This window comes from Novosphingobium sp. (assembly GCF_031424035.1).
GTDB lineage: Bacteria > Pseudomonadota > Alphaproteobacteria > Sphingomonadales > Sphingomonadaceae > Novosphingobium.
The window spans coordinates 56,318-80,886 of sequence record NZ_JANPGP010000045.1 but is presented as its reverse complement, the minus strand read 5'-3'; the positions used below and the strand labels follow the sequence as shown (position 1 = coordinate 80,886).

Sequence of the window (24,569 nt, the reverse complement as noted above, 5' to 3'; positions counted from 1 at the left end):
GCCCCGACATGCTTGGTCCCCATCGCTGATCAACAGCACTGTTGACTAATCACTGCCCCAAGCCGCGCGCTGATGCAAATCAAAGGAAGGAGGCTGTCCAAAGGAAAGCGGCCGGAGGTTTCCCCCCGGCCGCGATCTGTCTTAAACCTTGGTAGCGATCAGAACTTCTTGCTGAAGCCCATCTTGATCACGCGGCCGAGGGTGTAGTTCTGGTAAGTGATGATGTTGGCAGCGCTGCGCGGAGTGCGCTGCGGCTTGGCATCCATCAGGTTATCGATGCCAAGGCGAAGCGACGTGCCCGAGAGAATGCCGGCATCATCCCACTGGTAGCCGAAGTTGACGTTGATCGTGCTGAACGGCTGGATCGACTGACCGATCAGGCCCGACACGTTCGGCGAGGCATCACGGAACTTGCCCGAATAGTTCCAGGTGATCTTCGACGAGAAGCCGTTGATCTTGTATCCCGCAAAGGCACTGAAGGTCAGTTCAGGACCGCCATTGCCCTTTTCGTTCGTGGCAACACCGAAGTTGGCGACCGACTTGGTCGTCTTGGTGCCGACGATGCCGGTCGAAAGACGGCCATCACCGAAAGTCGCGTCATAATAGACGTGGAAGTCGAAGCCCTCGAGGGTTGCCGTGCCGATATTCGACGTACGACGATCAACGTAGAGCGCAATAGCCGTGTTTGGCTGCTGGGCTGCGAGCGAAGCACCGTTAGTCAGTTCCGACAGGAACGCAGCGTACTGTGCTGCAGTCGGTGCGTAGTTATAGAGCTCCGGATTGGTCAGGTAGGTATTCAGGTTCTGCGGATTGACCGCTCCAAGGATGTTCTTGAAGTCGATCGAGTAGAACTCGCCGCCCATGCGAAGACCATCGCTCGGGGTGATTTCAAGGCCGACAGCCCAGCTTTCCGAGGTCTGCGGCTTGATACCGGCCTTCACGCCTTCCGCAATCATCGCGCAGGTGCCCTGCCCGGTATCCTTCTTCGGGGTGTACGGATCGTAAGGACGCGACGACGAACCCACGCCCACGGCGTAGATGCCGCAAGCAAAACGGCCCACGGCGATACCCAGCCCGTCAACCGCAGTCGGCGCGTTGAACGAGGTGTTCCAGTGGCCGAAGACCTTCAGCCAGTCGGTCGGGCGCAGGGTTGCACCTAGGCTGGGGTTCGTGGTCGAACCGAAGTCGCTGTAGTGATCGTAGCGAACCGAACCGGCGAGATCGAGGAAGCTGGTGACAGGAAGGTTCACTTCGCCGAACAGCGACCATGAATCACGGCTGCTGCTCATCCAGGGCAAGCCACTGATCGAGCCGACGCGGCCAGCGGTCAGACGGCTTTGTGCCGCATTGCGCTGGTATTCCGCACCAACGGCGACCTTGGCATCGCCACCCGGCAGGGCGAACAGTGGACCGTCAGCAATCGTGCGGGCAACGAACAGTTCCTGCTTGGTTTCCTGAGCGTTCTCGTAATCGATCAGGTCCTTGATCACAGTGGCGCTGGCAGCGGCTGCGTTGAACGGATTGAGCTGGCCCGAGTTGATGTAGCTCTGGGCCAGAACCGTGTTGATACCCGGGAAGTACTGGGTGTTGGTCGAACGACCATAATGCGCGGTCGTGCGGACCTGCCAGTCCTGGCCAAGCTTGACGGTCAGTTCCGGCGTAACGCCCCAGGTTTCAAAACCAACGGTGTTCGGCGTGTTCACGTATGCCGCATTCGGTGCCAGCGAGAAGCCAGTGCCTTCGGCCACGGCGAACGTCTGGCCAACCGGAGTCGCTGCGGCGGCTGGGAACGCTGCCAGAAGCTGCGCGCCGGTCGTGATGCCGCTGCCGGCAGAGGTAACGCCGCGTGGGAAGATTCCGAGTTCAAGATCGCGCTTGGTGTAGTAGGCGGTCATGCGCAGCGAAACGGTGTCGCTGAACTCATTCACGAGCGAACCAAAGGCATTGTAGCGCTTCATACCGGCCAGATAGGTCGCCTGGCCGACGTTGTCGCAGGCGGTGCCTACGGCAAAGGTGCCCGCGCCCGGAGCGGCAGGGTTGTTGGTGAAACCGGCGCCGAAATTGTACCAGCGGGTCTGCGTGCCGACCGGGCTGTTGCACTGGGTGCCGGTGAAGCGGGGGACCATCGAGGCGCTGTAGATTTCACCAGTTGCCCAGGTCGTCTCGTTGTTAAGGACGAGATCACGTTCCGAGTAGCCACCCGAGATATAGGCATTGCCCGTCGACCAGCTCTTGCCGACCGTCAGCTGCGCGTCCCACTGGTCAAAGTTCTTGAGCGTGGTGCCGAAGCCGTAGTTGGCGTCGACCTTGATGCCGTCAAACTTGCGCATGGTGCGGAAGTTGATCACGCCGGCAACGGCGTCTGCGCCGTAGAGCGATGAACCGCCGTCGGTGGTGACTTCCACGCCAGCAATCACGGCTGCCGGAATGATGTCAACGTCAACCGATGACTGGTTCACACCGACCGGGGTGAAACGGAAGCCGTCCATGAGGACCAGCGTGGTGCCGCCCGAGCTTGCATTTGCACCCGGCAAGTTGCGCAGGTTCGGCTTGGTGATCGAAATGCCGGCGCCCACGCCGCGCGGATCGCCTTCGAAGCGGCCGTTGAAGGTGTTCGAGATCTGGGGCACGAGCGAAAGCAGTTCGTTCGTCGAGTTGGCAGCCTTGTCCACGATCGCAGTCGTATCGACGCTGATCGACTGGGTGCCGGTTGCCGCAACGCCGCGGATCAGTGTGCCGGTGACGATGATGGGATCTTCGCCCGCCTTTTCGTTGTCGGCATCCTGCGCGAAAGCAGGTGCGGAAAGCGACAGCAGGCTGACACTCGCAAACGCGAGTCCTCGAATAGACATCATGAATTCCCTCCCAATGGTTCGAACCGGCGACTGCTCCAAAGGCAGTTTTGACGCCTGTCCGGTGTCATTCTCTATTCGGAACGAAACGGTCTGACCAGTGGTCACCCATCGCAGGGGCGTTTGTTCACTCATGCACTAAGTGGGAAACGGCGCAATTCCGACACTTGTTGCCCGTATGCAACATTAGTCCGGACGCACTGCAATAGTTCAGTGGCGGAAAGTCATGTCCGGCGGCTCCCAGCAAAACGGCCGGAGGATCGCTCCCCCGGCCGCCTGATGCTTTACTGAGCCAAGATCAGCGCGAACCGAACGCCAGGCGCAGGTTGATGCCGAATTCGCGCGGCTCGGTCACGCCGATGCCGTAGTAGTTGCTGGTCGAAAGCGGGCCCGACGACGTCACCGGACCGCCCAGCGGGATGCCGCCGCGCAGAGTCGTCACCGCCGGGCCGTTGTTGCGGTTCAGCACGCGGAAGGTGTTGGTGATGTTCTTGCCATAGAGCGAGACTTCCCACTGACCGTCCGGCGCGCGAACGCCGGCATACATGTTGAGCAAGCCGTAGGACTTCACATCATCGAAGGCGTTGACCGGATCGTTGACCGAGTTGCCCTTCCAGGTGAACAGGCCGCGCAGGTAACCGTTCATGCTGTCGCTCAGCGGCACATTGTATTCACCCTGAACCGTGCCACTCCAGCTTGGCGCAAGGTTCGAATTGAAGGCAACCGTGCACTGATCGATGTTGTTGGCACCCACATCGGCTTCAAGCTGGGCCAGCGTCGGCGGGGCGCTGACGATATCGGGCGCGCCGTCGTTGTTCAGGTCAAGGCAGGGAATGGTCCCATCCTTGATCCGGCCCTTCGAGTAGGCAAGGATCGTGCTGAGCGAGATGTTGTCATTCGGACGGAACGCCAGTTCAGCTTCGAAGCCCTTCACATCCACCGGAACACCCGAGACGTAGTTGAACGGGGTTACCGTGCCGGCGGCCGAATTGGTGCGGTCGATGGCATAAACGCCCGAGGACGAGCGATAGGGGTAGTTCTGGAACTTTTGGTAATAGCCGGTCAGGTTGAACGTTACCCGGCGATCAAGCAGCGAAGTCTTGATGCCCGCTTCATACGATTCCGAGGTTTCCGGACCCGTTGCGAGGAAGCCCGCCTGCCGCGCCGAAACACCGCCGGTCGGACCGCCGATGGCGACGGTGCTCGGACGCCAGGACGTGCCGGTGCTGGCATAGACCATCACGTCGTCAGTGACGTTGTACTTCACCGCAGCCTGATACACCGTCTTCTTTTCGGTGAAGTTGCGGTTGAACAGCGGGTTGACCACACCGCTGACGGCAAGACCCGAATTGTCCTTGTAAGTGATCGAGCGGATGCCGCCCGACAGTTCGAGCCGATCACCAAGGTGCGCGGTGAGGTTGGCGAAGTAGGACTGCTCGCTGTTTTCGCCAAAGCGGGCGATCGGGGTCAGCACAACATTGACGAGGCGCGCAGGCGTGGAGAACGGCGGCGCAATGGCGATGCCGGTGACGCTCTTGAACAGCGTGTCGCTGTCACCCTTGGCCCACAACGCGCCAACCAAGTAGTCGAAGATGCCGCCGATGCGTTCCACGTTCTGGAGGCGGACTTCGTGGCTCGAATTGTGCGAGACGGTATCGGTCGGCTGGCCGAAATCGACCCCGCCCGAGCTATCCACCGCGAAGACCGAGCCGGTATCCGACGGTGCGAACGACGCCAGGTGCTGGCGCGAATAGCCGCCGACATAGGTCAGCGACTGGCCCGCAAGATTGAGCTTGGCCTGCCAGTCATAGGTCTGGAACAGCTGGTTGTTCGTCTGCGGGGTGCCGATCGCGCTCTGACGGTCCTTGGCGAAAATCGTCACCGGGCTGGCAGCGGACGAGGTGACCACCTGGTTGACCGATTCCTGCTGACCGAACTGGATCGTGTCGCGCTTCACCACCTGATAGGCGAAGTCGAGCATCAGCATGTCATCAAGCGGATTGGCACGGATGCTGGCGCGCAGGCCCTTGGTCTTGTCGCTTGGCATCTGGGTGTTGACGATGTCGCGCACGTCATTGCCGCGGCCTTCTGCGACGACGCCCGCAATGCGCACGCCCAGCTTGTCGGCGATGACCGGAATGTTCAGCGCGGCCTTGGTGTTGAAGCCGTGAAGATCATTGACGGTGATATCCGCATTGCCGCCAACTTCCGAAAGGTTCGGGCGGCGCGTGTAGACGGTGATTGAACCCGACGGTGCAGAGCGGCCCTTCAACGTGCCCTGCGGCCCGCGCAGGACTTCGATCTGGCCGACGTCGAACAGGGCGTTGAACAGCAGGCCGGCGGCAACGGGGACGTCGTTCTGGTAGAACTGGATCGTGCCGTTGTTGCCCGATACGTTCACGTCATAGTTCACGCCGCGTACCGTGGCGGTCACACCGATGCCGTTGGCGTTGGCGCCCATCGACAGGCCGGGAACGACCGAGGTGACGTCTTCGAACTTGCGCAGGTTCAGCTTGGCAATATCTTCCGAAGTCACGGCCTGGACGACCACGGGGACGTCCTGCGCGCTTTCGTCCTTGCGGCGAGCCTGAACGACGATTTCGTTGGCCGATACCGTTTCGTCCTCGGCCGGCGCTTCCTGCGCGAAAGCGGGCACGGAAAGGGACAGCAAGCTGACCCCGATAAACGAGGCAGCGCGAATTGCGGATTTCATGTCAGGCTTCTCCCAAAGCGTTGGAAGCCCGTAGTTAGGGGGTTCGGAGAGACCGTAAAAGACGCACACTATCGCCCTCGCGATTGCCCACCTAGCCCGACCGAAGGGATAAGAAATAGGTCCATAATTTCATGCATTTAGATGACCGACCGCACTAACCTTAGTTAGCGACTTTGCCGCGTTTTCAGGCAGGTGTGGCATAAAAATGACACCTGTTCAGTTTTGATTTGCCATGTTTCGCACAAGGCAAGGGAAAAGATTGTGCCGCTGTGCACAAACTCCCAATTCACCCACCGCGTGAAACCGGAATCAAGGCACCGGTAATCGCCCTCGCCTGATCGGAAGCAAGGAACAGGATCACATCGGCAATCGCTGCCGGCTGGACCCATGTCGAGGTATCGGCGTCGGGCATGTCGGCGCGGTTGGTTGGCGTATCGATGATACTCGGCAGGATGGCGTTGACGGTGATCCCCTGCCCCGTCACTTCCTCGGCCAAAGCTTCGGTCAGGCGGTGCACGCCGGACTTGGACGCGGCATAAGCGCCCATGCCCATGCCGGCCTTGATTGCCGCGCCAGCGCCGATATTGACCACGCGGCCCGAACCGGATTTGGCGAGATGAGCCAGCGCGAGCTTGGTGATCGTCGCATTGCTGATCAGGTTCATCGACTGCATCCGCGCCCAGGCGTCAATCGAGCCGCCTTCAAGCGTTTCCCAAGTGAAGCCGCCGGCCACGTTGACGAGCACATCGATGCCGCCGTGGGCAGCCACGACCTTGTCGATTGCGGCAGAAGTCGTAGCGGCGTCCGTCAGGTCGACGCCGCCGATGTCCAATGCTCCGGCGACCGGGCTATGCGGCGACGGCGCAAAATCGATGCGTGCCACCTTGTCACCCGCCGCCGCAAAAGCTGCTGCGACTGCCTGACCCAGAACCCCGAAACCACCGGTGACAATAACCGAACGCGCCATATTCAATCTCCCTCAGGCAGAGAGCGCGGCGACCTCTGCCAGCACGCGCTTCGCATGCTCCTTCCGGCAGATCAGCAGGTCGGGCATGTACACGTCCGACTGATTATAGACGAGCGGACTGCCGTCAATGCGCGAGCAATGCAGCCCGTGCGCCATCGCGACGGCGGCAGGCGCGCAGGAATCCCATTCGTACTGACCGCCCGAGTGCAGATAGATGTCCGCATCCCCCAGCACGATCGACATGGCCTTTGCCCCAGCAGACCCCATCGGCACGAGTTCCGCGCCAAGCTTCTCGGCGACTTCCGTGGCTTCGCGGGCAGGACGGGTGCGGCTGACGACCATGCGCAGTCTTTCCGGTGCGGGCGGGACGACCACGGGCGCGTCAGTGCGCAGCACTTTGCCCATGCCGGGCAGGCCGACCGCGCCGATGGAGGCCACGCCGTCGATGGCAAGGCCAACATGGACCGCCCAGTCAGTGCGTGCCTCGCCATATTCGCGGGTGCCATCGACCGGGTCGATGATCCAGACGCGCGAATGGGCGAGCCGTTCGAAGTTGTCCTTTTCCTCCTCGGACAGCAGCCCGTCATCGGGCCGCTGTTCACGGATCGCGTGGACAAGGAACTGGTTGGCGGTCTGGTCGCCCGCCTTGCCCAGTGCCTTGGGCGAGAACATTCCCGCCGCGCGCACTTCGATCAGCAGGCGTCCAGCCACTTCGGCCAGATGGACGGCAAGTTCGGCGTCGGTCATGCTCATCGCCCCTGCCCTTACTTCAACGGCATCAGCTGGCGGATGATGTGCGCGGCAGCTTCCTGCGGCGTCATTTCCACCGTGTTGACGCGGATTTCCGGGTTGACCGGCGCTTCATAGGGGCTGTCGATCCCGGTGAAGTTCTTGAGGTCACCGGCGCGGGCCTTCTTGTACAGGCCCTTGACGTCACGCGCTTCAGCCACGTCCAGCGGGGTGTCGACGAAAATCTCGATGAACTCGCCTTCAGGAAGCAGGCTACGCACCATTTCGCGTTCCGCGCGGAACGGCGAGATGAAGGCAGTGAGCACAATCAGTCCGGCATCAACCATCAACTTCGCCACTTCGCCAACGCGGCGGATATTTTCGATCCGGTCCGCTTCGGTAAAGCCCAGGTCCTTATTCAGCCCGTGGCGCACGTTGTCGCCATCGAGCAGGAAGGTATGGCGGTTCATCAGGTTGAGCGACTTCTCGACCTCGTTGGCGATGGTCGACTTGCCCGAGCCCGACAGGCCGGTGAACCACAGTACCTTGGGCGTCTGGTTCTTCAGCCGCGCATGTTCATTGCGGTCGATATCGGTCGCCTGCCAATGTACGTTCTGCGCGCGGCGCAGGCTGAACTGCAGCATGCCGGCGGCAACCGTGGCATTGGTGATCTTGTCAATCAGGATGAAGCCGCCCAGCGTCCGGTTATCGGCGTAAGGCTCGAACACGACCTGCTTGTCGGTCGAGATCTGGGCGACGCCAATGGCGTTGAGCTCCAGCGTCTTTACCGCGACGTGCTCCATCGTGTTGACGTTCACGGCATATTTCGGCTGCTGAACCGTGGCCGAGACCATCTGCGTACCCAGCTTGAGCCAATAGGCGCGGCCGACATGCAGGGGCTCGTCATTGAGCCAGACAATGGTGCTTTCGAACTGGTCGGCAGACTGCGGCGGCGTATCGGCGACCGAGATCACGTCTCCGCGCGAGCAGTCGATCTCATCAGCGAAGCAAACAGTCACCGACTGGCCGGCAACCGCCTCGTCCAGATCGCCATCAAGCGTGACGACGCGGGTGACGGTGCTGGTCTTGCCCGAAGGCAGGACGCGGATGGCGTCGCCCGGCTTGACCGAACCGGTAGCGATCAGGCCCGAGAAACCCCGGAAATCGAGGTTCGGACGGTTGACCCACTGCACCGGCATGCGGAACGGCTTGGCCTGGTCTTCCGAAGACAGGACTTCAACCGTCTCGAGATGCTCGATCAGGTTCGGACCCTTGTACCATGGCGTGTTTTCCGATGGGCCGATGATGTTGTCGCCCTTGAAGCCGGAAATCGGCATCGCGGTGAAGCTCTCGATGCCAATCGACTTGGCGAATTCGGCATAGTCCTTGACGATGCCATCGAACACGGCCTGATCATAATCGACCAGATCCATCTTGTTCACCGCCAGCACCAGGTTCTTGATGCCGATCAGGTGGCACAGGTACGAGTGACGGCGCGTCTGGACGAGCACGCCCTTGCGCGCATCGATCAGGATCACGGCCAGATCGGCGGTCGAAGCGCCGGTGATCATGTTACGGGTGTACTGCTCGTGCCCCGGGCAGTCGGCGACGATGAACTTGCGCTTTTCGGTGTTGAAGAAGCGGTAAGCGACGTCAATCGTGATGCCCTGCTCGCGTTCGGCGGCGAGGCCGTCGACCAGCAGCGCAAAGTCGATGTCCTGCCCCTGCGTGCCAACTTTCTTGGAATCGGCGGTCAGCGCATCGAGCTGGTCTTCGAAGATCATTTTCGAATCGTAGAGCAGGCGGCCGATCAGCGTCGACTTGCCGTCATCCACCGACCCGCAGGTGATGAAGCGCAGCATGGTCTTGTGCTGGTGCTGGTCGAGATAGGCGTCGATATCCTCGGCAATCAGGGCCTCGGTGACGTAAACCGGATCGTTGGTGGTATCGGTCATCAGAAGTACCCCTGCTGCTTCTTGACTTCCATGCCGGCGCCGCCAGCATCCTTGTCGATGGCGCGGCCCTGCCGCTCGGAGGTTGTGGTGAGGAGCGTTTCCTGAATCACGTCAGGCAGCGTCTTGGCCGTGCTCTCGACCGCGCCGGTCAGCGGGTAGCAACCGAGCGTGCGGAAGCGGACCGACTTCATCATCGGCACTTCGCCTTCACGCAGCGGGAAGCGGTCATCATCGACCATCACCAGCATGCCGTCGCGTTCCACCACCGGCCGTTCATCGGCGAAGTAGAGCGGCACGATGGGAATGTCGTTGAGGTGGATGTACTGCCACACGTCAAGCTCGGTCCAGTTCGAGATCGGGAAGACGCGGATCGATTCGCCCTTGTTCTTGCGGGCGTTGTAGAGGTTCCACAGTTCCGGGCGCTGGTTCTTCGGGTCCCAGCCGTGGCTGGCCGTGCGGAACGAGAAGATGCGCTCCTTGGCGCGGCTCTTTTCCTCGTCGCGGCGGGCACCGCCGAACGCGGCATCGAAGCCCCACTTGTCGAGCCCCTGCTTGAGCCCTTCCGTCTTCCACATATCGGTGTGCAGCGCGCCGTGATCGAACGGATTGATCCCGCGCTCGGCTGCCTCGGGGTTGTGATAGACGAGCAGTTCCATGCCCGAAATTTCGGCCATCTTGTCGCGCAGCTTGTACATTTCCTGGAACTTCCAGGTCGTGTCGACGTGGAGCAGCGGGAACGGCGGCGGCGAGGGATAGAACGCCTTGCGCGCGAGGTGCAGCATCACGGCGCTGTCCTTGCCCACGGAATAGAGCATCACCGGCTTTTCAGCCTCGGCAACGACTTCGCGGATGATGTGGATCGCTTCGGCCTCAAGCCGCTGCAGATGAGTCAGGGACTGGCGTGACAGGTCGCTCACAGGGTGCCTCTCCATAGCTTCGTTGCAAGGCCAATGGCGGTTATGTCTTGACCATAATACTCCCATATGGGAGCAAAGGTGATGGCTATCACTCCGACCGACGAAAGCAACCTGCTGTTGCCCCTGTTCGAGGGGATATTCGAGCAGCCGTTGTGGGAGACGTTCCTGCGCCGCCTTGCCCAGCGAACGGGGGCGCAACGCGTGCGGCTGACGGTGATCAATTCTGCCGCACCCGAACAGATGCCGCTGCGCCGGCGCGTGCTGGCGGACCGCCTCGCCCAGCGCGACGATCCCGGCGAGCCCGATCCGATCGATGCGCGCATTTACGCCTCGCTGCGCCCAAACCGGGTCTATGCCATTGATGAACTGCGCGAATTCGATAGCCAAGCGGATCATGTCGGCGATGCCCGGCTCATCCGCGTGGCGGGGCGCGGTGACCTCAATGCGTGGATCGTCCTGCTGCACGAGCGTGAGGCTTTTACTGCCGCCGATGCAGCCCTGCTCACCGCCCTCGCCCCGGCCGTCGCCACCGCGCTGTCGATTTTCGCCAAACTCGGCGGCATGCGGCTGCGACTTGAGGCGGCCGAAGGCACGCTGGCGCTGCTGGGGATCGAGCAGGAAATCCTTGATCGATCAGGCAAGGTTCTGGGCGAGGAAGCGCGAGCGGGCAATTTCATCCCCAGCCAGTCACCGACACTTGCCGATGCGTGCCTTGTACTGGCCGATGCAGACGCTGGCGAGCGCCGCCTGGTTTCCGTCGATGACCGGAACTTGCTGCTGCGGCCAGCGGGCAAGAGCCGGGCTGACCTGCCACACCCCGCCGCCGCCGTAGCAATGTCGCGGGCCCAGCGGCGCGAACCTGCGAAAATCGGCGCGCAGGTGCTGGCCCAGCAATATGGACTTTCGCCGAGAGAAGCCGCGCTGGCCGAGGCGATCAGCCGGGGCGTACCCTTGATCGAGGCGGGCCAGGCATTGCGCCTGACGGCGGAGACGACGAGGAACTATTCGAAGCGAATCTACGCCTCGACCGGCACCAGCGGGCAAGCCGACCTGGTTCGGCTGGTTCTGGAAGGACTTCCGCCCTTAGCCTAGCGCCTTCTCCGCTTCGGCAATCTCGGCCTTTAGCCACATCGTTTCGGACAGGTTCTGCCCGCCCCCGCGCGCCAGCAGCAACTGGCAGGCATGCTTCTTGACGACCAAGGCAGTCGGCTCGGCACCGTCCACGCCAAGCGCAACGTCTACCAAGTGCAGCGCCTCAAGCGGCTTGTCGGCATCTAGTAAAGCCTTGGCGCGTTCCGCCACCTTGTCCGCCCCGCCGGCAAGCTCGGCAATATCCGCGTAAACCGACGAAACCGGCGATCCGAACAGCGCGGTGGTGCCGTCCTCGTACTTGACCCAGTTGCCGTTTTCTTCCCAGACGGCGCGAACGGTCCACTTGGTCTGGCCGTGGAACTCGCCGATCTTCATTTCGGCTGGCAGGTGGATTTGCTGCATGGCCTGATAGACTGTGCCGCCGGCGTTCATCACCTTGATGGTCTCGGTCTCGATCCACTGCACGGCATCGTGCATCGCCTGAATGTCGGCACGGATCAGGTCTGCCCCGAAGATCGGTTCGCCATGCCCGGTGATAAGCAGTTCCGCCCCCAGATCGCGCACGATCTCGCAGGACTTGAGATAGGGACCGACAAGGCGAGGCTTGTCACCGCGTACGGTCGTCAGGTTGGGCATCGAACGCCAGACCGGGCCGAACAGGTTGCCGGTGAATACGATCTTTTCGTCCGGCAGCCAGACGATCACCGCGCACAGCGTTTCGCCGCCGGGAACCTTGATCACTTCGAAACGCTTGCCGCCGAGACTGAACGACAGCTGGCCTGCAACTTCCACGTCGGGCACGATACGCGGCGGCACCGGCGGCGGACCGTCACGCCGCGTCATCGAGGCCCACAGCTTGCCCGAGCGGCGGCCAAGGAACATCTTGAGGTCGTCGAAATACTGGTCAGTCTCGGTGAAGCCCTTGCCGGCGATCACCTCGGTATCCGCTTCCTTGAGCTCGGGCACGCCGCCGAAGTGATCGGCGTGCGCCTGAGTCAGGACGATAGCATTGAGCGGCCCCTGCCGGTGCGGGGCGAACAGGGCCCTGGTCTTCGCGCCATTGTTCAGAAAGCCGGTGTTGACCAGCACATCACCTTCGCTTGTAGTGACGAGGTAAGCGTTGGAAATGTCCTTCACCATGAAGATCGAAGGCGTGATTTCCACGGCTTCGGTCTGGCCCTCGCCGGCGGTAACCAGCGCGCCCAGAGGTGTCTGATTGTCGCTCATGCCTCGAACTCGATCATGACCTTGGCCGATTGCGGCGAGGCGGCGACTTTCAGCCCGTCTAGCACGTCATCGAACGGCAGGCGGTGGCTGATGAGCGAGGCCAGCTTGTCCTTGAGCCGAGGCATGGCAGCCAGCACTTCGGGCATTTCGGTGGGATAGCCGACCGCCGTGGTGATCGTCATTTCGCTGGTCAACATGCGCCCGGCGGGGAATTCGATCGGCTTCATGTAGGCGGCGGTGATGACCATGCGGCAGTGGAACTTGGCCATCATGATCACATCGGTCAGAATCGAGGGCGCGCCCGCCGCATCGATCCAGGCATCGGTGCCAACCCCGATGCGGCCATAGCTTGGCACTTCGCCGTGCAGCTTGACCAGCTCCGCGCGCACATCGCAGTTCGCCGGATCCAGCGCTGCCCGCGCGCCGAGCGCCAGCGCGCGTTCGCGGCGTTCAGGCGCCAGATCGAGCGCGACAACGTCAGTCACGCCGCGATCGACCAGCCACAGCACCATGCCGAGCCCGATCGGGCCGCAGCCGAACACAACGACCTTGTCGCCAGCCTTCACCTCGGCGCGGTTGACGCCGTGCATGGCGACCGCCAGCGGCTCGCACAGCGCGGCGATATCGTAAGGCACGCCTTCGGGGATCGGCAGCAGCTTTTCCATCGCCTCGGCATCCTTGAGCAGCAGCTCGGGCGTAAAGGCACCTTCCATGCCGCCAGAGCCGACAAACATGCCGTTGATCACCACGCGGTCGCCCAGCTTGTGGCCGGTCACTTCGCTGCCTACCTCGATGACTTCGGCGGAGGCCTCGTGTCCCAACGCTGTCTTGGTGCCGGGCATCGGGATGCCGCCCATCTTGATGTAGGACAGGTCGCTGCCGCAGATGCCGCAGGCCTTCATCCTGACGACCACGTCTTTGGGTCCGGGTGCGCCGCGCTCGACCTCGTCAAGGCGCACGTCGTTCACATCGTGGATGGTCAGCAGTTTCATCGTCATTCTCCCGTCCGCGCGCGATCAGCCGCGGATCATGTAGCCGCCGTCGACCTTGATGGTCTCGCCGGTAATGAAGGCGCTGGCGTCCGAGCAGAGGAACGCGCCGATGCCTTCGAAATCTTCAGGATAACCCACGCGCTTCATCGGCGTGATCGGGCCATACTGGCCGGTGAGGTATTGCACCGCCGGACCATCGGAGGGGCCCATCATCGGCGTGATGATCAGGCCCGGCGCAACCACGTTGGCGCGCACGTTGTACTGTCCCATTTCGGCGGCGAGGCAGCGGATAACCGCCGCGACTGCGCTCTTCGAACCGGCATATTCCATCTTGCCCGGCAGGCCCTGGAACAGCGACAGCGAACCACAGGCGACGAGGCTGCCACCCGGCTCACCCGCCTCGGCGCGTTCCTTCATCAGGCGCGCGCCTTCGCGCAAGGTGAAGAAAGCACCATGAAGCGCGGTGTTCTGGAATTCGAACCAGTGCTCGGTCGGCATGTCGAACACCGAATTGTAGCGCGGGCTGGCGCCCGAGTTGGCGAAAACGCAGTCCAGCCGGCCGAAATCCTTCATCAGTTGCTCATAGCCGGCCACGATGGCCGCCTCGCTCGAAACGTCGACAATATAGGTTTCCACCCGGCCTGCCCCGGCAGCAATCAGCTCTGCCTTGGCTGCAGCGTTCTTCTCAGCATTGCGCGCCCAGATGGCGATATCGCCGCCCTGCTTCGCAACGCCCATGGCAAAGCCAAGGCCGATGCCGCCGTTGCCGCCGGTTACCAGGGTCACCTTGCCAGTGCAGTCGAACAGGCCTTTGGCCATGGGTATATCCTCTCCGGTTTCGCGCTGCCGGACGGGCCGGCGCAGTCGTGTTTGTTGTGGGCGCGAGTTTCCGCTCCGCCGTGCTTGCAGGCAACGCCGCACAGTGTAGATATCGGGCCGCATGATGCAATTAGAGACACAATCATGACCGCACCGGGTCAAGCCGCCCCAGCGTCAGGTCAGCCCCGCGAGATCATCGACGCGGAGCTGACGGGCCGCGCGCTGGAGGCGCGGATCGTGCGTTATGACATTCCGGCACCGACCGGCGGCACGCTGCATGACGCGCATCGGTACCGCATCAACATGTGCCTCACCCCGCGCCCCCTGCAGGCTCGCGCCGGATACCCCGAACGCTGGGGCAAGCACCGGCTTGACCGGCTGGGAGATATCTTCCTGATTCCGCCGGGCGAAACGCTGCAGGTGCGGGGTGAAAGCGGCAAGCAATCCTCGCTGCTTTGCGCGATTGACCGCAGCGCGATCGACGCCGTGGTGGGCCGAAGCCTTGACTGGACCGACACCCTGCTTGGCGCGACGCTCGACATCACCAATGCCCGCATTCGCAACCTGCTGTTCCGCCTGACCGAGGAGGTCAGCCATCCCGGCTTCGCCAGTGATTCCATGGTCGAAGCGCTGACCGGTGAACTGGCGGTGGAGATCGCACGCTTCTGCCTTGAAGCTGAGGAAGCGACCCTGATCGGTGGCCTTGCATCGTGGCGGTTGCGGCTGATTGACGAGCGGATCACCGACAATACCGTGGCTCCCTCGCTCGTCGAACTGGCGCAGATCTGCAACCTGTCGGTCCGCCAGTTGACGCGCGGATTTCGCACCAGCCGCGCCTGCTCCATCGGCGATTATGTCGAGCGCAGACGCATGGAAACGGCGAAGCGCATGCTCGCATCAGGGGAAAGCGTGAAGGCCATCGCCTTTGCCATGGGCTACGCCAGCCCCTCAAGCTTCACATTCGCCTTCCGCCGCGCAGTGGGCACCAGCCCCAGCCAGTTCCGCCAGCGGCAATTGCGCGCGCTTGACGGGTAATGGCCTGATTTCGATTGTTTGACCGAATATAACGCAGCAGCGCCATTGCCCCTGCCCGCGCCAACCTTCCTTATTGCGCAACGAGACGCCCCGGCGGCGCTGCGACTTTTGGGAGAGTACAATGGCCGACCTGCTTCATGCAGACGCCCTGATCGACGAGGCCCGCGCGGCCACCGGCATTCAGGACTTTGACAGCGACACCTACCGCGAAGGCCTCGATGTCCTGATCGCGGACGTCAACGCCCATGCAGACAATTACAGCGAGGGCGGGTTTGCGCGGGTGCGCAACGATATCGGCCATTACCTGCGCGGCCGCCTGAAGGTTTCGGACTACCTGCGCCAGAACCCCGAACTGCTCGACCGGCCGATCGAACGCCCGGTCTTCGTCATGGGCGTACCGCGCACCGGCACTACGCTGATGAGCAACCTGCTCGCTGCCGATCCCGCGCGCCGTTCTCCGCTGACCTGGGAAATTGACGATCCGGTACCGCCGGTTTCGTCGCCCGCCATGCTGACACAGGACCCGCGGGCGGTTGGAAGGCTCGCGGCGGAAAAGGCGGCGCTGGCAGCCAATCCGGACATGGGCAAATACTATCGCGGATCAGCGGTTTATCCCAACGAATGCGTGTTCTTCATGGCGCACGACTTCAAGACGCTGATGATCGAATCCAAGGGCGTGCTGCCGGCCTACAAGGAGTTCATCTTCTCCTGCGACATGACCAGCGCGTATGAATACCACAAGAAGTTCCTGCAGGTCCTCCAGCACCACGCTGGCGGTGTGTGGAACGTGAAGAAGCCGAGCCACGCGCTGTGGCTGGAAACGATCTTCAAGGTCTATCCCGATGCCCGCGTGATCTGGACGCACCGCGATCCGTTCACCGCAACGGGATCGCTGATGAGCGTCATCTCGCTCAGCCACATGGGGCATCTCGGCAAGATCGACGCCGAATGGCTGGGCAAGGACTATCCCTGGCAGGCCGCCGAACACGCGGGCCGGATCATGGATTTCCGCGACAAGTTCGGCGAGGACAAGATCATTGACGTCCACTACGCCGACATGGTCTCGGACCCGGTGGGCACGACGAAAAAGGTCTATGCCGCGCTGGGCGATGAATGGACCAGCGCTGCCGAGGCCGGCGTACAGCAGTGGGTCAACGACAACCCGCAGGACAAGTTCGGCCGCCACGAATACAAGCTGGCGCAATACGGCGTCACCAAGGAGAGCCTCGAACCGCTCTTCGAACGTTACCTCTCACGCTATGACGTTGCCCGCGAGGGCTAAGGGAGAATTCAGATGCTGATCGGCACCCATTACCAGAACGGCTACGTCTGCGACGACATCGAAGCCGCCATCGCCGAGTTCAAGGCCCGCGGACTGACCAAGGACCCGATGATCATTCCGGTCGACCAGATGGTTGATACGCCGGAGGGTCCGAAGCGTCAGAAGAGCCGCATCACGATGTTCATGCATGGCGGCGTCCAGTACGAACTGATCGAAGTCGAGATCGACGAGACCGGTGCCTATGCCAATGCCAAGGACAATGGCGGCAAGATGCGTTTCCATCACATCTGCCTGCGCGTTCCCGACTACGATGCCTTCCGCAAGGCCGTCGACGAACAGGACCTACCGCTGGTGTTCGAGCGCAATTCCGGACCGGGCGCATTGAGCTTTGCCTACCTTGATGGGCGCAAAGCCTTTGGGCACTACCTGGAATACACTTGCATGCCCGATGCAGTGTGGGAGCAAATCAGCAAGATGTGATCCGCCTGCCGCACCGGCGATGGCTTTGGCGGGCGACTGTCCTTGCCCGGCCGGATCGGCAATTCCTCCGCCAACAGCAGGCGAGGATTCGAAAAAATGAAGGCAGGTTTCATTGGACTGGGCAGCATGGGCGCGCCGATTGCCAGGCGGCTGGCGCGCTGCGGATTTGAAGTCACCGGCTGCGACGTCTCGCCTGCTATGCTGGAGGCCTTCGACGAGCCAGGCTCCGCGCGCTGCGCCGATCCGCTCGAAACCGCGCGTTCCAGCGAACTTCTGGGCATTTGCGTACGCACCGACGCTCAGCTGGAAGCACTAGCCGATGGCGGAAAGCTCTATGAGGCATTGGGCCAAGGCGGCGTGGTGATCCTCCATTCGACCGTCGCGCCCGAACTTGCGGTGCGGCAGGCGGAACTGGCCGCACAGCACGGCGTCGGCTTCGTCGATGTCGGGGTTTCGGGCGGCGGACCGGCAGCAATCGAGGGCCAGCTTTCGCTGTTCATTGGCGCGAGCGACGCAGATGTTACCAAGGCAAAGCCTTGGCTCGAGGCAATCAGCAAGGCGATGGCGCACCTTGGCCCGGTCGGACGCGGGCAGCAGGCCAAGTTGCTCAACAACCTGATTTCCATCGCGAATTACGGCATGTCAGCGGCGATCATCGACATCGGTTGCGACATGGGCTTCGACCGTCAGCAGCTGGTCGACGCATTCATGGCGGGATCGGCGCAAAGCTTTGCCCTGCGCGTCGCCCCCGGTTTCATCGCTCCGGGCCGCGATCACATGGACCTGCACGACTTGCTCCGAAAAGACGTCGACCACGCCCGCGCCCTACCCACCAGCGAAGTCGCCGCGCGAGACGGATTGGTGGCCGCGAGCGAAGTCCTGCTGGCGCGCTTGCGCCGTGCAGCGGGAAAGACCGTTCGCAGCGGGCGCGAGACGGTCGAGGCCTATGTCGCCGCCGTTCGCGCGCGCGATCTGGATGGTTTCGTGACGCTCTTTGCCGATCGGGCGACCTATACCGTCCCGAACGGAAAAACGATGACCGGACCGGCAGAAATCCGGGAATTTCAGGCCATGGTGTTCAGCGCCGGCCAGCCCTCGCCCACGCCGCTCGAATGGTTTGTCGCGCCTGAGGGTGTGGCGGTGGAGATCGAGGCAAAGCTTCCAGACGGCTCGGTACGGCTTACAACGAACCACTACCGCTTTGACGGAGAAGGGAAGATCGTCAGCCTGCGCGTGTTTGCGCGGCAATAAGCGCTGTCAGACGGGTTCCTCCACCCGCCCATAAAGCGTCGTGCGCTGGCGAAGAGTGCGGCCCGCCGCCTTGGCGATTGCTTCCAGGCTATCGACCGTCAGTTCCTGGCCGTGGCTCGCCCCGGCAGCGCGGCTGATGCTTTCGTTCATCAGCACTCCGCCAAGATCGTTGCATCCCGCAGCCAGCATCGCCGCTGCGCCGTCTGCACCCAGCTTCACCCACGAACACTGGATAGAGGAAATCCGCGTGTGCAGCACGATGCGCGACACCGCATGCATCATCACCGCTTCGCGCCAGGTCGGCCCCTTGCGGCTCTGCCCGCGCCGGTACATCGGCGATTCCATGTGGACCAGCGGCAGCGGCACAAATTCGGTAAAGCCGCCCGTCTCGCCCTGAAGCCGCCGGATTGCCAGCAGGTGGCGCGCCCAGTGTATCGGCGTCTCAATATGGCCGAACATGATCGTCGACGTGGTTGGCAGGCCAACCTTGTGCGCAGCGCCGACGATATCTAGCCAGAGCTGCGTCGTCAGCTTGTCCGGACAGATCACCTGCCGCACTTCGTCGTCAAGGATTTCCGCCGCTGTTCCGGGCAGCGAGCCAAGGCCGGCGTCCTTGAGCATGGACAGGAAATCGCTGACCGTCATGCCCAGCGTCGTTGCGCCTTGATGCACTTCCAGCGGCGAAAATGCGTGGACGTGAAGGTCTGGACAAGCCTGCTTCACCGCGCGCAGAATGCCAGCATAGGTATCACCGGTATAGCGCGGGTGTATGCCGCCCTGCAGGCACACTTCGGTTGCCCCTTTGGCCACGGCTTCGCGCGCGCGATCAGCCACTTCGGCGGGATCCAGATCGTAAGGCTTGTCGCGGAAACCGGCTTTTGAACTGGTCTTGGAAAACGCGCAGAACGAGCACGTATAGGTGCAGATGTTGGTGTAGTTGATGTTGCGGTTGATGACATAGGTCACCTCATCGCCGCGGGTCTCTGCCCGCAATGCGTCCGCCGCCTCGACCACAGCCTGCGCTTGCGCGCCGCGTGCGGAAAACAGGGTAACGATTTCAGCTCCGGAGAGCTCGTGGCCGTCGGCTGCACGGTCCAGCAAGGCGTGAAGCTTCATCGACACCGGACCCGGCGTCACGCGGCCCAGCGGCGAATTCGGACCAGATGGCGCGGCCTCTGCCATACCGGGGCTCCAAGCCGAATCCCGGCCAAGCCACTCGCTGTCCGCCAGCCTGAGCACGGCTGGGCGGATTGCATCGTCAAGCCATCCCGGCTCCGCGATGTACCGGGGATAGACAGTCAGCCGCTCAACCAGTGGACGGCCAGCCGAGGCGCAGATTTGCTCAAGCCTTGCGATTTCCGGCCACGGTGCCTCCGGGTTCACATGGTCGCGCGTGACCGGCGAAATTCCGCCCCAATCGTCGATACCGGCATCGATCAGCCGGCCCAACCGCGCATCGTTGAGATTGGGCGGCGCCTGCACCGAAACGCTATCGTCCATGATGATCCGCGCCAACGCGAGCGCGCGAAGGAACTCCTCGTCCGAAACGCCCGGAATTCCAGCCATCTTCGTGCCGTCCTTGGCGCAGAAGTTCTGGATGATGACTTCCTGCAAGTGACCATGCCGGCGGTGGAGATCATTCAGCGCAACCAGCGCCTCAATGCGCTCTTCCTCGGTCTCGCCGATGCCGACGAGGATGCCGCTGGTGGTCGGCATATGCGCCCGCCCAGCTGCTTCGAGCGAGGCAAGCCGCACGGCCGGTACTTTGTCAGGTGAACCGAAGTGAGGGCCGCCCTTGTCACCCAGCCGGTCCGCCGTGGTTTCAAGCATAAGCCCGCAGCTTGCCGCAACCGGACGTAGCATTTCGTAATCTGCCTGGTTGAGCACGCCGGCATTTACATGCGGCAGCAGTCCGGTTTCGATCAACACTCGTTCGGCGCAGTACCGCACGTAATCGATCGTGCGGGCAAAGCCGCGCGCCTCAAGCCACTCGCGCGCAGCGGCATAGCGCCGTTCGGGGGCATCGCCGAGCGTGAACAAGGCTTCCTTGCATCCCGCCGCAGCTCCTTCTCTAGCAATTTCAATCACTTGCTCGACACTCAGGTAAGGTGTCGGGACTTGCGAAGGAGTAGTTGCGAATGTGCAGTAATGACAAACGTCGGCGCACAGACGGGTCAGCGGGATGAACACCTTGCGGCTGTAGGTCATCCGTGCCGGACCGCGACTGTCGCGGCTAGCGCGTGCTTCATCAAGAAGCGCCACGGTCGGCGTGGCAGCAAGCCGTGCCTTCAGGCCTGTGCCCATCGATCCTTGGCGAACGTCCACTTTACAACTCCACTCCGGCCGCGGCCAGGACGTCGCGGGCAAGCCGCTCCTGATCCGCCGCCGATCTCATCAGCGTTTCCGCCAAGGTGACCGCATGGCCGCCCTCGCGCAAGGCGGGGGCATCATCAGCGTCACCGCGATCTATGACGATGCTGTCGACCAACGCGCCGTAGTGTTGGGCAATGTCGATATTTCCTCGCCGAAGATCGCGTTCGGCCAGCAGTTTCGACAACGGACCCTTGAGCGCCCTTCCGCCAATCAGCGGCGATACGGCAATGCAGGGGACAGCCCGGTTCATCAACGCTTCGCGCACGCCATCGACGGCGAGAACCGGATCGACACTGAGGAAGGGGTTCGACGGGCAGATGACGATCGCGGCCAGATCTTCGCGCGCCAATGCCTCGGCAAGACCTGGCGATATCACAGCACCGGGAGTCCCGGCAAAGCGGATTTCCGAAACTGCCGGCCTGCACTGTTCGCTCACGAACCAGCGCTGGAAGTCAGTCCAGCCATTGCCGGTGTGGACCTGCGTTCGCACTGGATTGTCGCTCATCGGCACGATCTGCTGGGCAATGCCGAGCGAGGTAGCGAGATGCGCGGTGACTTGCGAAAGTGAACTACCCGCGCGGAGCCGCCATGTCCGGGCAATATGCGTAGCCAAGTCGCGGTCGCCGAGGTTGAACCAATCTTCCTCGCCCAGCCTGCGTAGCTGCTCCATCATGTGCCAGGACTCATTGGCCATGCCCCAGCCGCGCTGGCGGTCGTTCAAGCCGGCCATCGTATAGAGAACGGAATCGATATCCGGACAGATCGTCAGGCCAAGATGTTCGAAATCATCGCCGGTATTGACCGCGACGGTCAGCCGCCCCGGCGCAAGCACGTCAGCCAGTCCAGCGGCCAGCTTGGCCCCGCCAACCCCGCCCGACAGTGCAAGAACATGTCCGTTCATGGGAACATGTCGCCCGCCACCGGCCGCATGATGGTGGCGGCACCTTCACCATCCTCTTCAGTTATCCAACGGCCAGCGCCTCGAATTACCGCCACTGGCGTGCCTTCCGCCCCCTCACCCATCGCAAGCACTGAAAAAGCGGCCAGCGCATCGGCTATCGCCACAATAGTCGCCTGCAACGTCCGCCCGTACATGTCCGATTGCCCACGCCGATCATCTGTGTGAACCAACCCGGCACAGCCGATGGCAGTGCCCAGCGTGCCCTGCCGCCACGCGCGCCCAAGGCTGTCAGCGATGATCACCGCAGGCTTGCCGGGAAGCGCCGCGCGGATCGCGCGAGCTGAAGCATCTGGGTCTAGCGGCCAGAGCAGCACCCTGCCCCCATCGACGTTAGACGCATCGATACCGGAATTCGCCGTCACATGCCCGATGCGGTGGCGGGTAATGATCGCCTGCGGCGTCGCGCGCATCACCGACTGCGCTTCGTCGAGAACAAGCTGGGCGAGTGCCGGTTCACGCCCGGTCAAGGCCGCAAGCTCCAGTGCTTGAGGATCGGCATGGACAGTATCGAGGTCCACCGCCCGCCCTTCCGCCTTCGAAACGATCTTTTGCGCGACGACCACAACATCGTCAGCGCCGATTTCCAGCCCCGCCAGCCGGGCCGATGCGACAATCGCCCCGGCGACATCGTCACCAGCAGCGAATTGCGGCATTGCCGGGAGCAATTCCACGGACATAGTGGGCAGAGACGTAGTCACAATCAGCTGCTTTCACCTTACGATTTGCATCCCTGTGCTTGACGAGATGACCGCTATGCCCATTGGCTCAATTCGCCCAGAGTGGGAAGGAAAAGGATATTTGCATGGCTAGGATTGGCGTAATCGGCGGCACGGGCGCTTTGGGCAAGGCTATTGCCCGGAGGCTCGCCAAGGCAGGCCATGAAGTGACAATCGGCAGCCGTTTGGCGGAAAGCGCGCAGGAAGCGGCTGCCGAGATCGGCGCAGCCGGCGGCGCGGCAAACGAAGACGCTGCGCAGGGACAGGACGTTGTCATCGTGACTGTCCCCTATTCAGCCCACGGCAGCACTCTGGCGCAGATCAAGGACAAGGTTGGCGATGCCATCGTTGTCGATACCACCGTCCCGCTGGTGCCGCCCAAGGTGATGCGGGTGCAATTGCCGCAGGCGGGCAGCGCCGCCGTGGAAGCGCAGGGGCACTTGGGCGAAGGCGTTCGACTGGTCAGCGCCTTCCATTCAGTCGCGGCGCACAAGCTGGATCGTGACGGCAAGGTCGATTGCGACGTGCTGGTGTTCTCTGACGATGTCGAGGCGCGTAAGGTCGTGATTGGTCTGTGCGGTGACATGGAATTGCGCGGGCTGGCCGGCGGGGCGCTGGTCAATGCCGCAGCGGCTGAAGCGCTTACGTCAATCCTTATCTATCTGAACAAGAACTACGCTGCCGATGGCGCTGGCATCCGTTTTACTGGCCTGACGACGGCACCGGATCTGGCTTGAATACCTGGGTGGTTATCCCGGCCAAGACGCCTGCTGCGGCCAAGGGCCGGCTGGCGAGTGTCTTGTCCGCCGATGACCGCAACCGGCTTTCTGCGAGAATGCTGTGCACCGCGATTCATGCGGCCTGCGAGGCAGTCGGCGAGGACAGGGTGGCCATCGTCGGATCGGCTCCGGCTGACATCAACCGCGCGATTCTCGTTATTGCGGAGCCAGTAGGAGGGTTGAACGCGGCGCTTGAACACGCCCGGCTGGTCTTGGCAAGAAAGGGAGCTATGCGGATCATCTCACTCGCTGCCGACTTGCCTCAGGTCGTCTCTGCAGACGTTCTGGCCTTGGCCGACCTGCCGGCTTCCTGCGCAGGCATTGCGCCCGACAGGCATGGCACCGGAACCAATGCGCTCTCCTTGCCCCTGCCCGAAGCGCTGGACTTCCCCTATCACTATGGCCCGGGAAGTTGCGAGCGGCATCTTGCTGAAGCGGCCCACATCGGCCTCACCATGCGGCGGATCGAACGCGGCGCTTTGGCACGCGACGTCGATGAGCCCGCCGACCTTGACGATGCGCGCGCCTTGTTCCTGCGGCAGCATGGGTGACCCAAATGGAAAAGCCTCAGATAGATTTAAGCGGCAAGGCAGCCTTCGTCACCGGCGGCGGCGGCGGCATTGGCCGGGCATCAGCACTGGCGCTGGCTGCAGCGGGCGCTGATGTTGCCGTGATCGACATCGTGCCCGAACGCTGTGACGAAGTGGTTGGTCAAGTTCGAGCAATGGGCCGCAAGGCGCTCGGCATCACCGGCAATGTCATGGATGCGCAGATTGTCAGCGATGCCGTTTCGGCAGTGGCGGCGGAGTTCGGGCGGCTCGACATCCTCGTCAACAACGCCGGCGGTGTGACCTGGCGCGCCTTTTCCGATCTGGCGGAAAAGAACTGGCGGCGGCACATCGATCTCAACCTCGTTTCGAACCTTGCGGCAACGTCTGCGGCGATTCCCCACCTGATCGCGGCGGGCGGCGGAGCCATCGTCAACGTCACCTCGATCGAGGCCAGCCGCGCCGCGCCGGGTTATGCCGTCTATGCCGCGTGCAAGGCGGGCATCAACAATCTGACGCGAACGCTGGCGGTTGAATTATCGGAGCACGCCATCCGTGTGAACGCCATCGCGCCAGACTTCACCGTCACGCCGGGAACCATGGGCAATTTCACCGGCCCGGTCGATGAAGCCTCCTGGCCCGACATGGGCGGGGCGCGCGGAGAGATCCTCCGCCGACGCATCCCGGCAGGACGCGCCGGGATCGATCACGAATGCGGCAACCTTGTCGCATTCCTGGCCTCACCGCTCGCTTCCTACATCACGGGGACGATCATTCCCGTCGACGGCGGCACTTGGGCTAGCGGTGGCTGGATTCGTAACGATAGTGGCAAGTGGGTGCTGCCCCCGGAAATGCCGCAACAAGGCTAGATCAGCACCGGG

20 protein-coding genes are annotated in these 24,569 nt (G+C 62.5%); 8 read left to right on the top strand and 12 right to left on the bottom strand.

Translation table 11 applies throughout. The features are described from left to right. Nucleotides 1–158 precede the first annotated feature (158 nt). The 6 genes from RMO89_RS06565 to cysD form a co-directional block, all read right to left on the bottom strand. Nucleotides 159–2,852 (bottom strand): TonB-dependent receptor domain-containing protein, encoded by a 2,694-nt coding sequence (locus RMO89_RS06565; protein WP_310531972.1) that lies wholly within the window; start codon nucleotides 2,850–2,852, stop codon nucleotides 159–161. A gap of 298 nt (nucleotides 2,853–3,150) precedes the next feature. Next, nucleotides 3,151–5,565, bottom strand: a complete 2,415-nt coding sequence (locus RMO89_RS06560) for a TonB-dependent receptor domain-containing protein (RefSeq protein ID WP_310531971.1) — start codon at nucleotides 5,563–5,565, stop codon at nucleotides 3,151–3,153. Between the two features lie 286 nt (nucleotides 5,566–5,851). Next, a complete protein-coding gene (locus RMO89_RS06555; RefSeq protein WP_310531970.1) occupies nucleotides 5,852–6,532 on the bottom strand; it encodes an SDR family NAD(P)-dependent oxidoreductase in 681 nt (226 codons plus the stop codon). 12 nt (nucleotides 6,533–6,544) lie between these two features. Continuing rightward, nucleotides 6,545–7,285, bottom strand: coding sequence for a 3'(2'),5'-bisphosphate nucleotidase CysQ (locus RMO89_RS06550; protein ID WP_310531969.1), 741 nt, complete (start codon nucleotides 7,283–7,285; stop codon nucleotides 6,545–6,547). A gap of 11 nt (nucleotides 7,286–7,296) precedes the next feature. Continuing rightward, nucleotides 7,297–9,216 carry a sulfate adenylyltransferase subunit CysN gene (gene cysN, locus RMO89_RS06545; RefSeq protein WP_310531968.1) on the bottom strand — a complete coding sequence of 640 codons (1,920 nt, stop codon included), beginning with the start codon at nucleotides 9,214–9,216 and terminating at the stop codon, nucleotides 7,297–7,299. Then, on the bottom strand, nucleotides 9,216–10,124 hold the full coding sequence (gene cysD, locus RMO89_RS06540; RefSeq protein ID WP_409035521.1) for a sulfate adenylyltransferase subunit CysD: 909 nt from the start codon (nucleotides 10,122–10,124) through the stop codon (nucleotides 9,216–9,218). Before cysD ends, cysN begins: the two co-directional genes overlap by 1 nt. 90 nt (nucleotides 10,125–10,214) lie before the next feature. Between cysD and RMO89_RS06535 the strand changes: the two genes are divergently transcribed. Then, on the top strand, nucleotides 10,215–11,225 hold the full coding sequence (locus RMO89_RS06535) for a LuxR family transcriptional regulator (RefSeq protein ID WP_310531966.1): 1,011 nt from the start codon (nucleotides 10,215–10,217) through the stop codon (nucleotides 11,223–11,225). On the opposite strand, the gene RMO89_RS06530 is transcribed toward RMO89_RS06535, so the two are convergent. The 3 genes from RMO89_RS06530 to RMO89_RS06520 are packed head-to-tail and all read right to left on the bottom strand — an operon-like array spanning nucleotide 11,217 to nucleotide 14,263. Further along, nucleotides 11,217–12,452, bottom strand: a complete 1,236-nt coding sequence (locus RMO89_RS06530) for an MBL fold metallo-hydrolase (protein ID WP_310531964.1) — start codon at nucleotides 12,450–12,452, stop codon at nucleotides 11,217–11,219. The genes RMO89_RS06535 and RMO89_RS06530 overlap by 9 nt on opposite strands. Further along, on the bottom strand, nucleotides 12,449–13,444 hold the full coding sequence (locus RMO89_RS06525; protein ID WP_310531962.1) for an alcohol dehydrogenase catalytic domain-containing protein: 996 nt from the start codon (nucleotides 13,442–13,444) through the stop codon (nucleotides 12,449–12,451). Before RMO89_RS06525 ends, RMO89_RS06530 begins: the two co-directional genes overlap by 4 nt. A 24-nt stretch (nucleotides 13,445–13,468) precedes the next feature. After that, nucleotides 13,469–14,263, bottom strand: coding sequence for an SDR family oxidoreductase (locus tag RMO89_RS06520; RefSeq protein ID WP_310531960.1), 795 nt, complete (start codon nucleotides 14,261–14,263; stop codon nucleotides 13,469–13,471). A 144-nt stretch (nucleotides 14,264–14,407) separates the two neighbouring features. Here RMO89_RS06520 and RMO89_RS06515 point away from each other — a divergent pair, with 144 nt between their 5' ends. From RMO89_RS06515 to RMO89_RS06500, 4 genes are all read left to right on the top strand, one after another. Further along, on the top strand, nucleotides 14,408–15,298 hold the full coding sequence (locus RMO89_RS06515) for a helix-turn-helix transcriptional regulator (protein ID WP_310531959.1): 891 nt from the start codon (nucleotides 14,408–14,410) through the stop codon (nucleotides 15,296–15,298). 121 nt (nucleotides 15,299–15,419) lie between these two features. Beyond that, the gene (locus RMO89_RS06510) at nucleotides 15,420–16,580 is read left to right on the top strand and encodes a sulfotransferase (RefSeq protein ID WP_310531958.1); all 1,161 of its coding nucleotides are present in this window, start codon (nucleotides 15,420–15,422) and stop codon (nucleotides 16,578–16,580) included. A 12-nt stretch (nucleotides 16,581–16,592) separates the two neighbouring features. Continuing rightward, nucleotides 16,593–17,060, top strand: a complete 468-nt coding sequence (locus tag RMO89_RS06505) for a VOC family protein (protein ID WP_310531957.1) — start codon at nucleotides 16,593–16,595, stop codon at nucleotides 17,058–17,060. Between the two features lie 96 nt (nucleotides 17,061–17,156). Beyond that, nucleotides 17,157–18,311 carry an NAD(P)-binding domain-containing protein gene (locus RMO89_RS06500; protein WP_310531956.1) on the top strand — a complete coding sequence of 385 codons (1,155 nt, stop codon included), beginning with the start codon at nucleotides 17,157–17,159 and terminating at the stop codon, nucleotides 18,309–18,311. A gap of 6 nt (nucleotides 18,312–18,317) precedes the next feature. Here RMO89_RS06500 and cofH read toward each other — a convergent pair whose 3' ends face one another. From cofH to cofE, 3 genes are read right to left on the bottom strand one after another with little or no spacing between them, the layout of a single operon-like run. Further along, entirely contained in the window at nucleotides 18,318–20,615 is a 2,298-nt protein-coding gene (gene cofH, locus RMO89_RS06495; protein WP_409035520.1) for a 5-amino-6-(D-ribitylamino)uracil--L-tyrosine 4-hydroxyphenyl transferase CofH, read from the bottom strand. Nucleotides 20,616–20,637: 22 nt separating this feature from the next. Next, nucleotides 20,638–21,585, bottom strand: coding sequence for a 2-phospho-L-lactate transferase (gene cofD / locus RMO89_RS06490; RefSeq protein ID WP_310531953.1), 948 nt, complete (start codon nucleotides 21,583–21,585; stop codon nucleotides 20,638–20,640). Then, nucleotides 21,582–22,322: a coenzyme F420-0:L-glutamate ligase gene (cofE, locus tag RMO89_RS06485; protein WP_310531952.1), complete on the bottom strand. Its 741-nt coding sequence runs from the start codon at nucleotides 22,320–22,322 to the stop codon at nucleotides 21,582–21,584. The genes cofD and cofE overlap by 4 nt, the downstream gene beginning before the upstream one ends. 125 nt (nucleotides 22,323–22,447) lie before the next feature. Between cofE and npdG the strand changes: the two genes are divergently transcribed. Genes npdG through RMO89_RS06470 form a run of 3 tightly spaced genes read left to right on the top strand, consistent with a single transcriptional unit; the run spans nucleotide 22,448 to nucleotide 24,557 of the window. After that, nucleotides 22,448–23,098, top strand: coding sequence for an NADPH-dependent F420 reductase (gene npdG / locus RMO89_RS06480; protein ID WP_310531950.1), 651 nt, complete (start codon nucleotides 22,448–22,450; stop codon nucleotides 23,096–23,098). Beyond that, nucleotides 23,095–23,691 (top strand): 2-phospho-L-lactate guanylyltransferase, encoded by a 597-nt coding sequence (gene cofC, locus RMO89_RS06475; RefSeq protein WP_310531949.1) that lies wholly within the window; start codon nucleotides 23,095–23,097, stop codon nucleotides 23,689–23,691. The genes npdG and cofC overlap by 4 nt, the downstream gene beginning before the upstream one ends. Nucleotides 23,692–23,696: 5 nt before the next feature. Then, on the top strand, nucleotides 23,697–24,557 hold the full coding sequence (locus tag RMO89_RS06470) for an SDR family oxidoreductase (protein ID WP_310531947.1): 861 nt from the start codon (nucleotides 23,697–23,699) through the stop codon (nucleotides 24,555–24,557). The last annotated feature ends 12 nt before the right edge of the window (nucleotides 24,558–24,569 follow it).

Excerpts from the sequence above, each read along its gene's own strand:
- RMO89_RS06565 (WP_310531972.1), bottom strand. The coding sequence starts at position 2,852 with ATGTCTATTCGAGGACTCGCGTTTGCGAGTGTCAGCCTGCTGTCGCTT.
- RMO89_RS06560 (WP_310531971.1), bottom strand. The coding sequence starts at position 5,565 with ATGAAATCCGCAATTCGCGCTGCCTCGTTTATCGGGGTCAGCTTGCTG.
- RMO89_RS06555 (WP_310531970.1), bottom strand. The coding sequence starts at position 6,532 with ATGGCGCGTTCGGTTATTGTCACCGGTGGTTTCGGGGTTCTGGGTCAG.
- RMO89_RS06550 (WP_310531969.1), bottom strand. The coding sequence starts at position 7,285 with ATGAGCATGACCGACGCCGAACTTGCCGTCCATCTGGCCGAAGTGGCT.
- cysN (WP_310531968.1), bottom strand. The coding sequence starts at position 9,216 with ATGACCGATACCACCAACGATCCGGTTTACGTCACCGAGGCCCTGATT.
- RMO89_RS06535 (WP_310531966.1), top strand. The coding sequence starts at position 10,215 with ATGGCTATCACTCCGACCGACGAAAGCAACCTGCTGTTGCCCCTGTTC.
- RMO89_RS06530 (WP_310531964.1), bottom strand. The coding sequence starts at position 12,452 with ATGAGCGACAATCAGACACCTCTGGGCGCGCTGGTTACCGCCGGCGAG.
- RMO89_RS06525 (WP_310531962.1), bottom strand. The coding sequence starts at position 13,444 with ATGAAACTGCTGACCATCCACGATGTGAACGACGTGCGCCTTGACGAG.
- RMO89_RS06520 (WP_310531960.1), bottom strand. The coding sequence starts at position 14,263 with ATGGCCAAAGGCCTGTTCGACTGCACTGGCAAGGTGACCCTGGTAACC.
- RMO89_RS06515 (WP_310531959.1), top strand. The coding sequence starts at position 14,408 with ATGACCGCACCGGGTCAAGCCGCCCCAGCGTCAGGTCAGCCCCGCGAG.
- RMO89_RS06510 (WP_310531958.1), top strand. The coding sequence starts at position 15,420 with ATGGCCGACCTGCTTCATGCAGACGCCCTGATCGACGAGGCCCGCGCG.
- RMO89_RS06505 (WP_310531957.1), top strand. The coding sequence starts at position 16,593 with ATGCTGATCGGCACCCATTACCAGAACGGCTACGTCTGCGACGACATC.
- RMO89_RS06500 (WP_310531956.1), top strand. The coding sequence starts at position 17,157 with ATGAAGGCAGGTTTCATTGGACTGGGCAGCATGGGCGCGCCGATTGCC.
- cofH (WP_409035520.1), bottom strand. The coding sequence starts at position 20,615 with ATGGGCACAGGCCTGAAGGCACGGCTTGCTGCCACGCCGACCGTGGCG.
- cofD (WP_310531953.1), bottom strand. The coding sequence starts at position 21,585 with ATGAACGGACATGTTCTTGCACTGTCGGGCGGGGTTGGCGGGGCCAAG.
- cofE (WP_310531952.1), bottom strand. The coding sequence starts at position 22,322 with ATGTCCGTGGAATTGCTCCCGGCAATGCCGCAATTCGCTGCTGGTGAC.
- npdG (WP_310531950.1), top strand. The coding sequence starts at position 22,448 with ATGGCTAGGATTGGCGTAATCGGCGGCACGGGCGCTTTGGGCAAGGCT.
- RMO89_RS06470 (WP_310531947.1), top strand. The coding sequence starts at position 23,697 with ATGGAAAAGCCTCAGATAGATTTAAGCGGCAAGGCAGCCTTCGTCACC.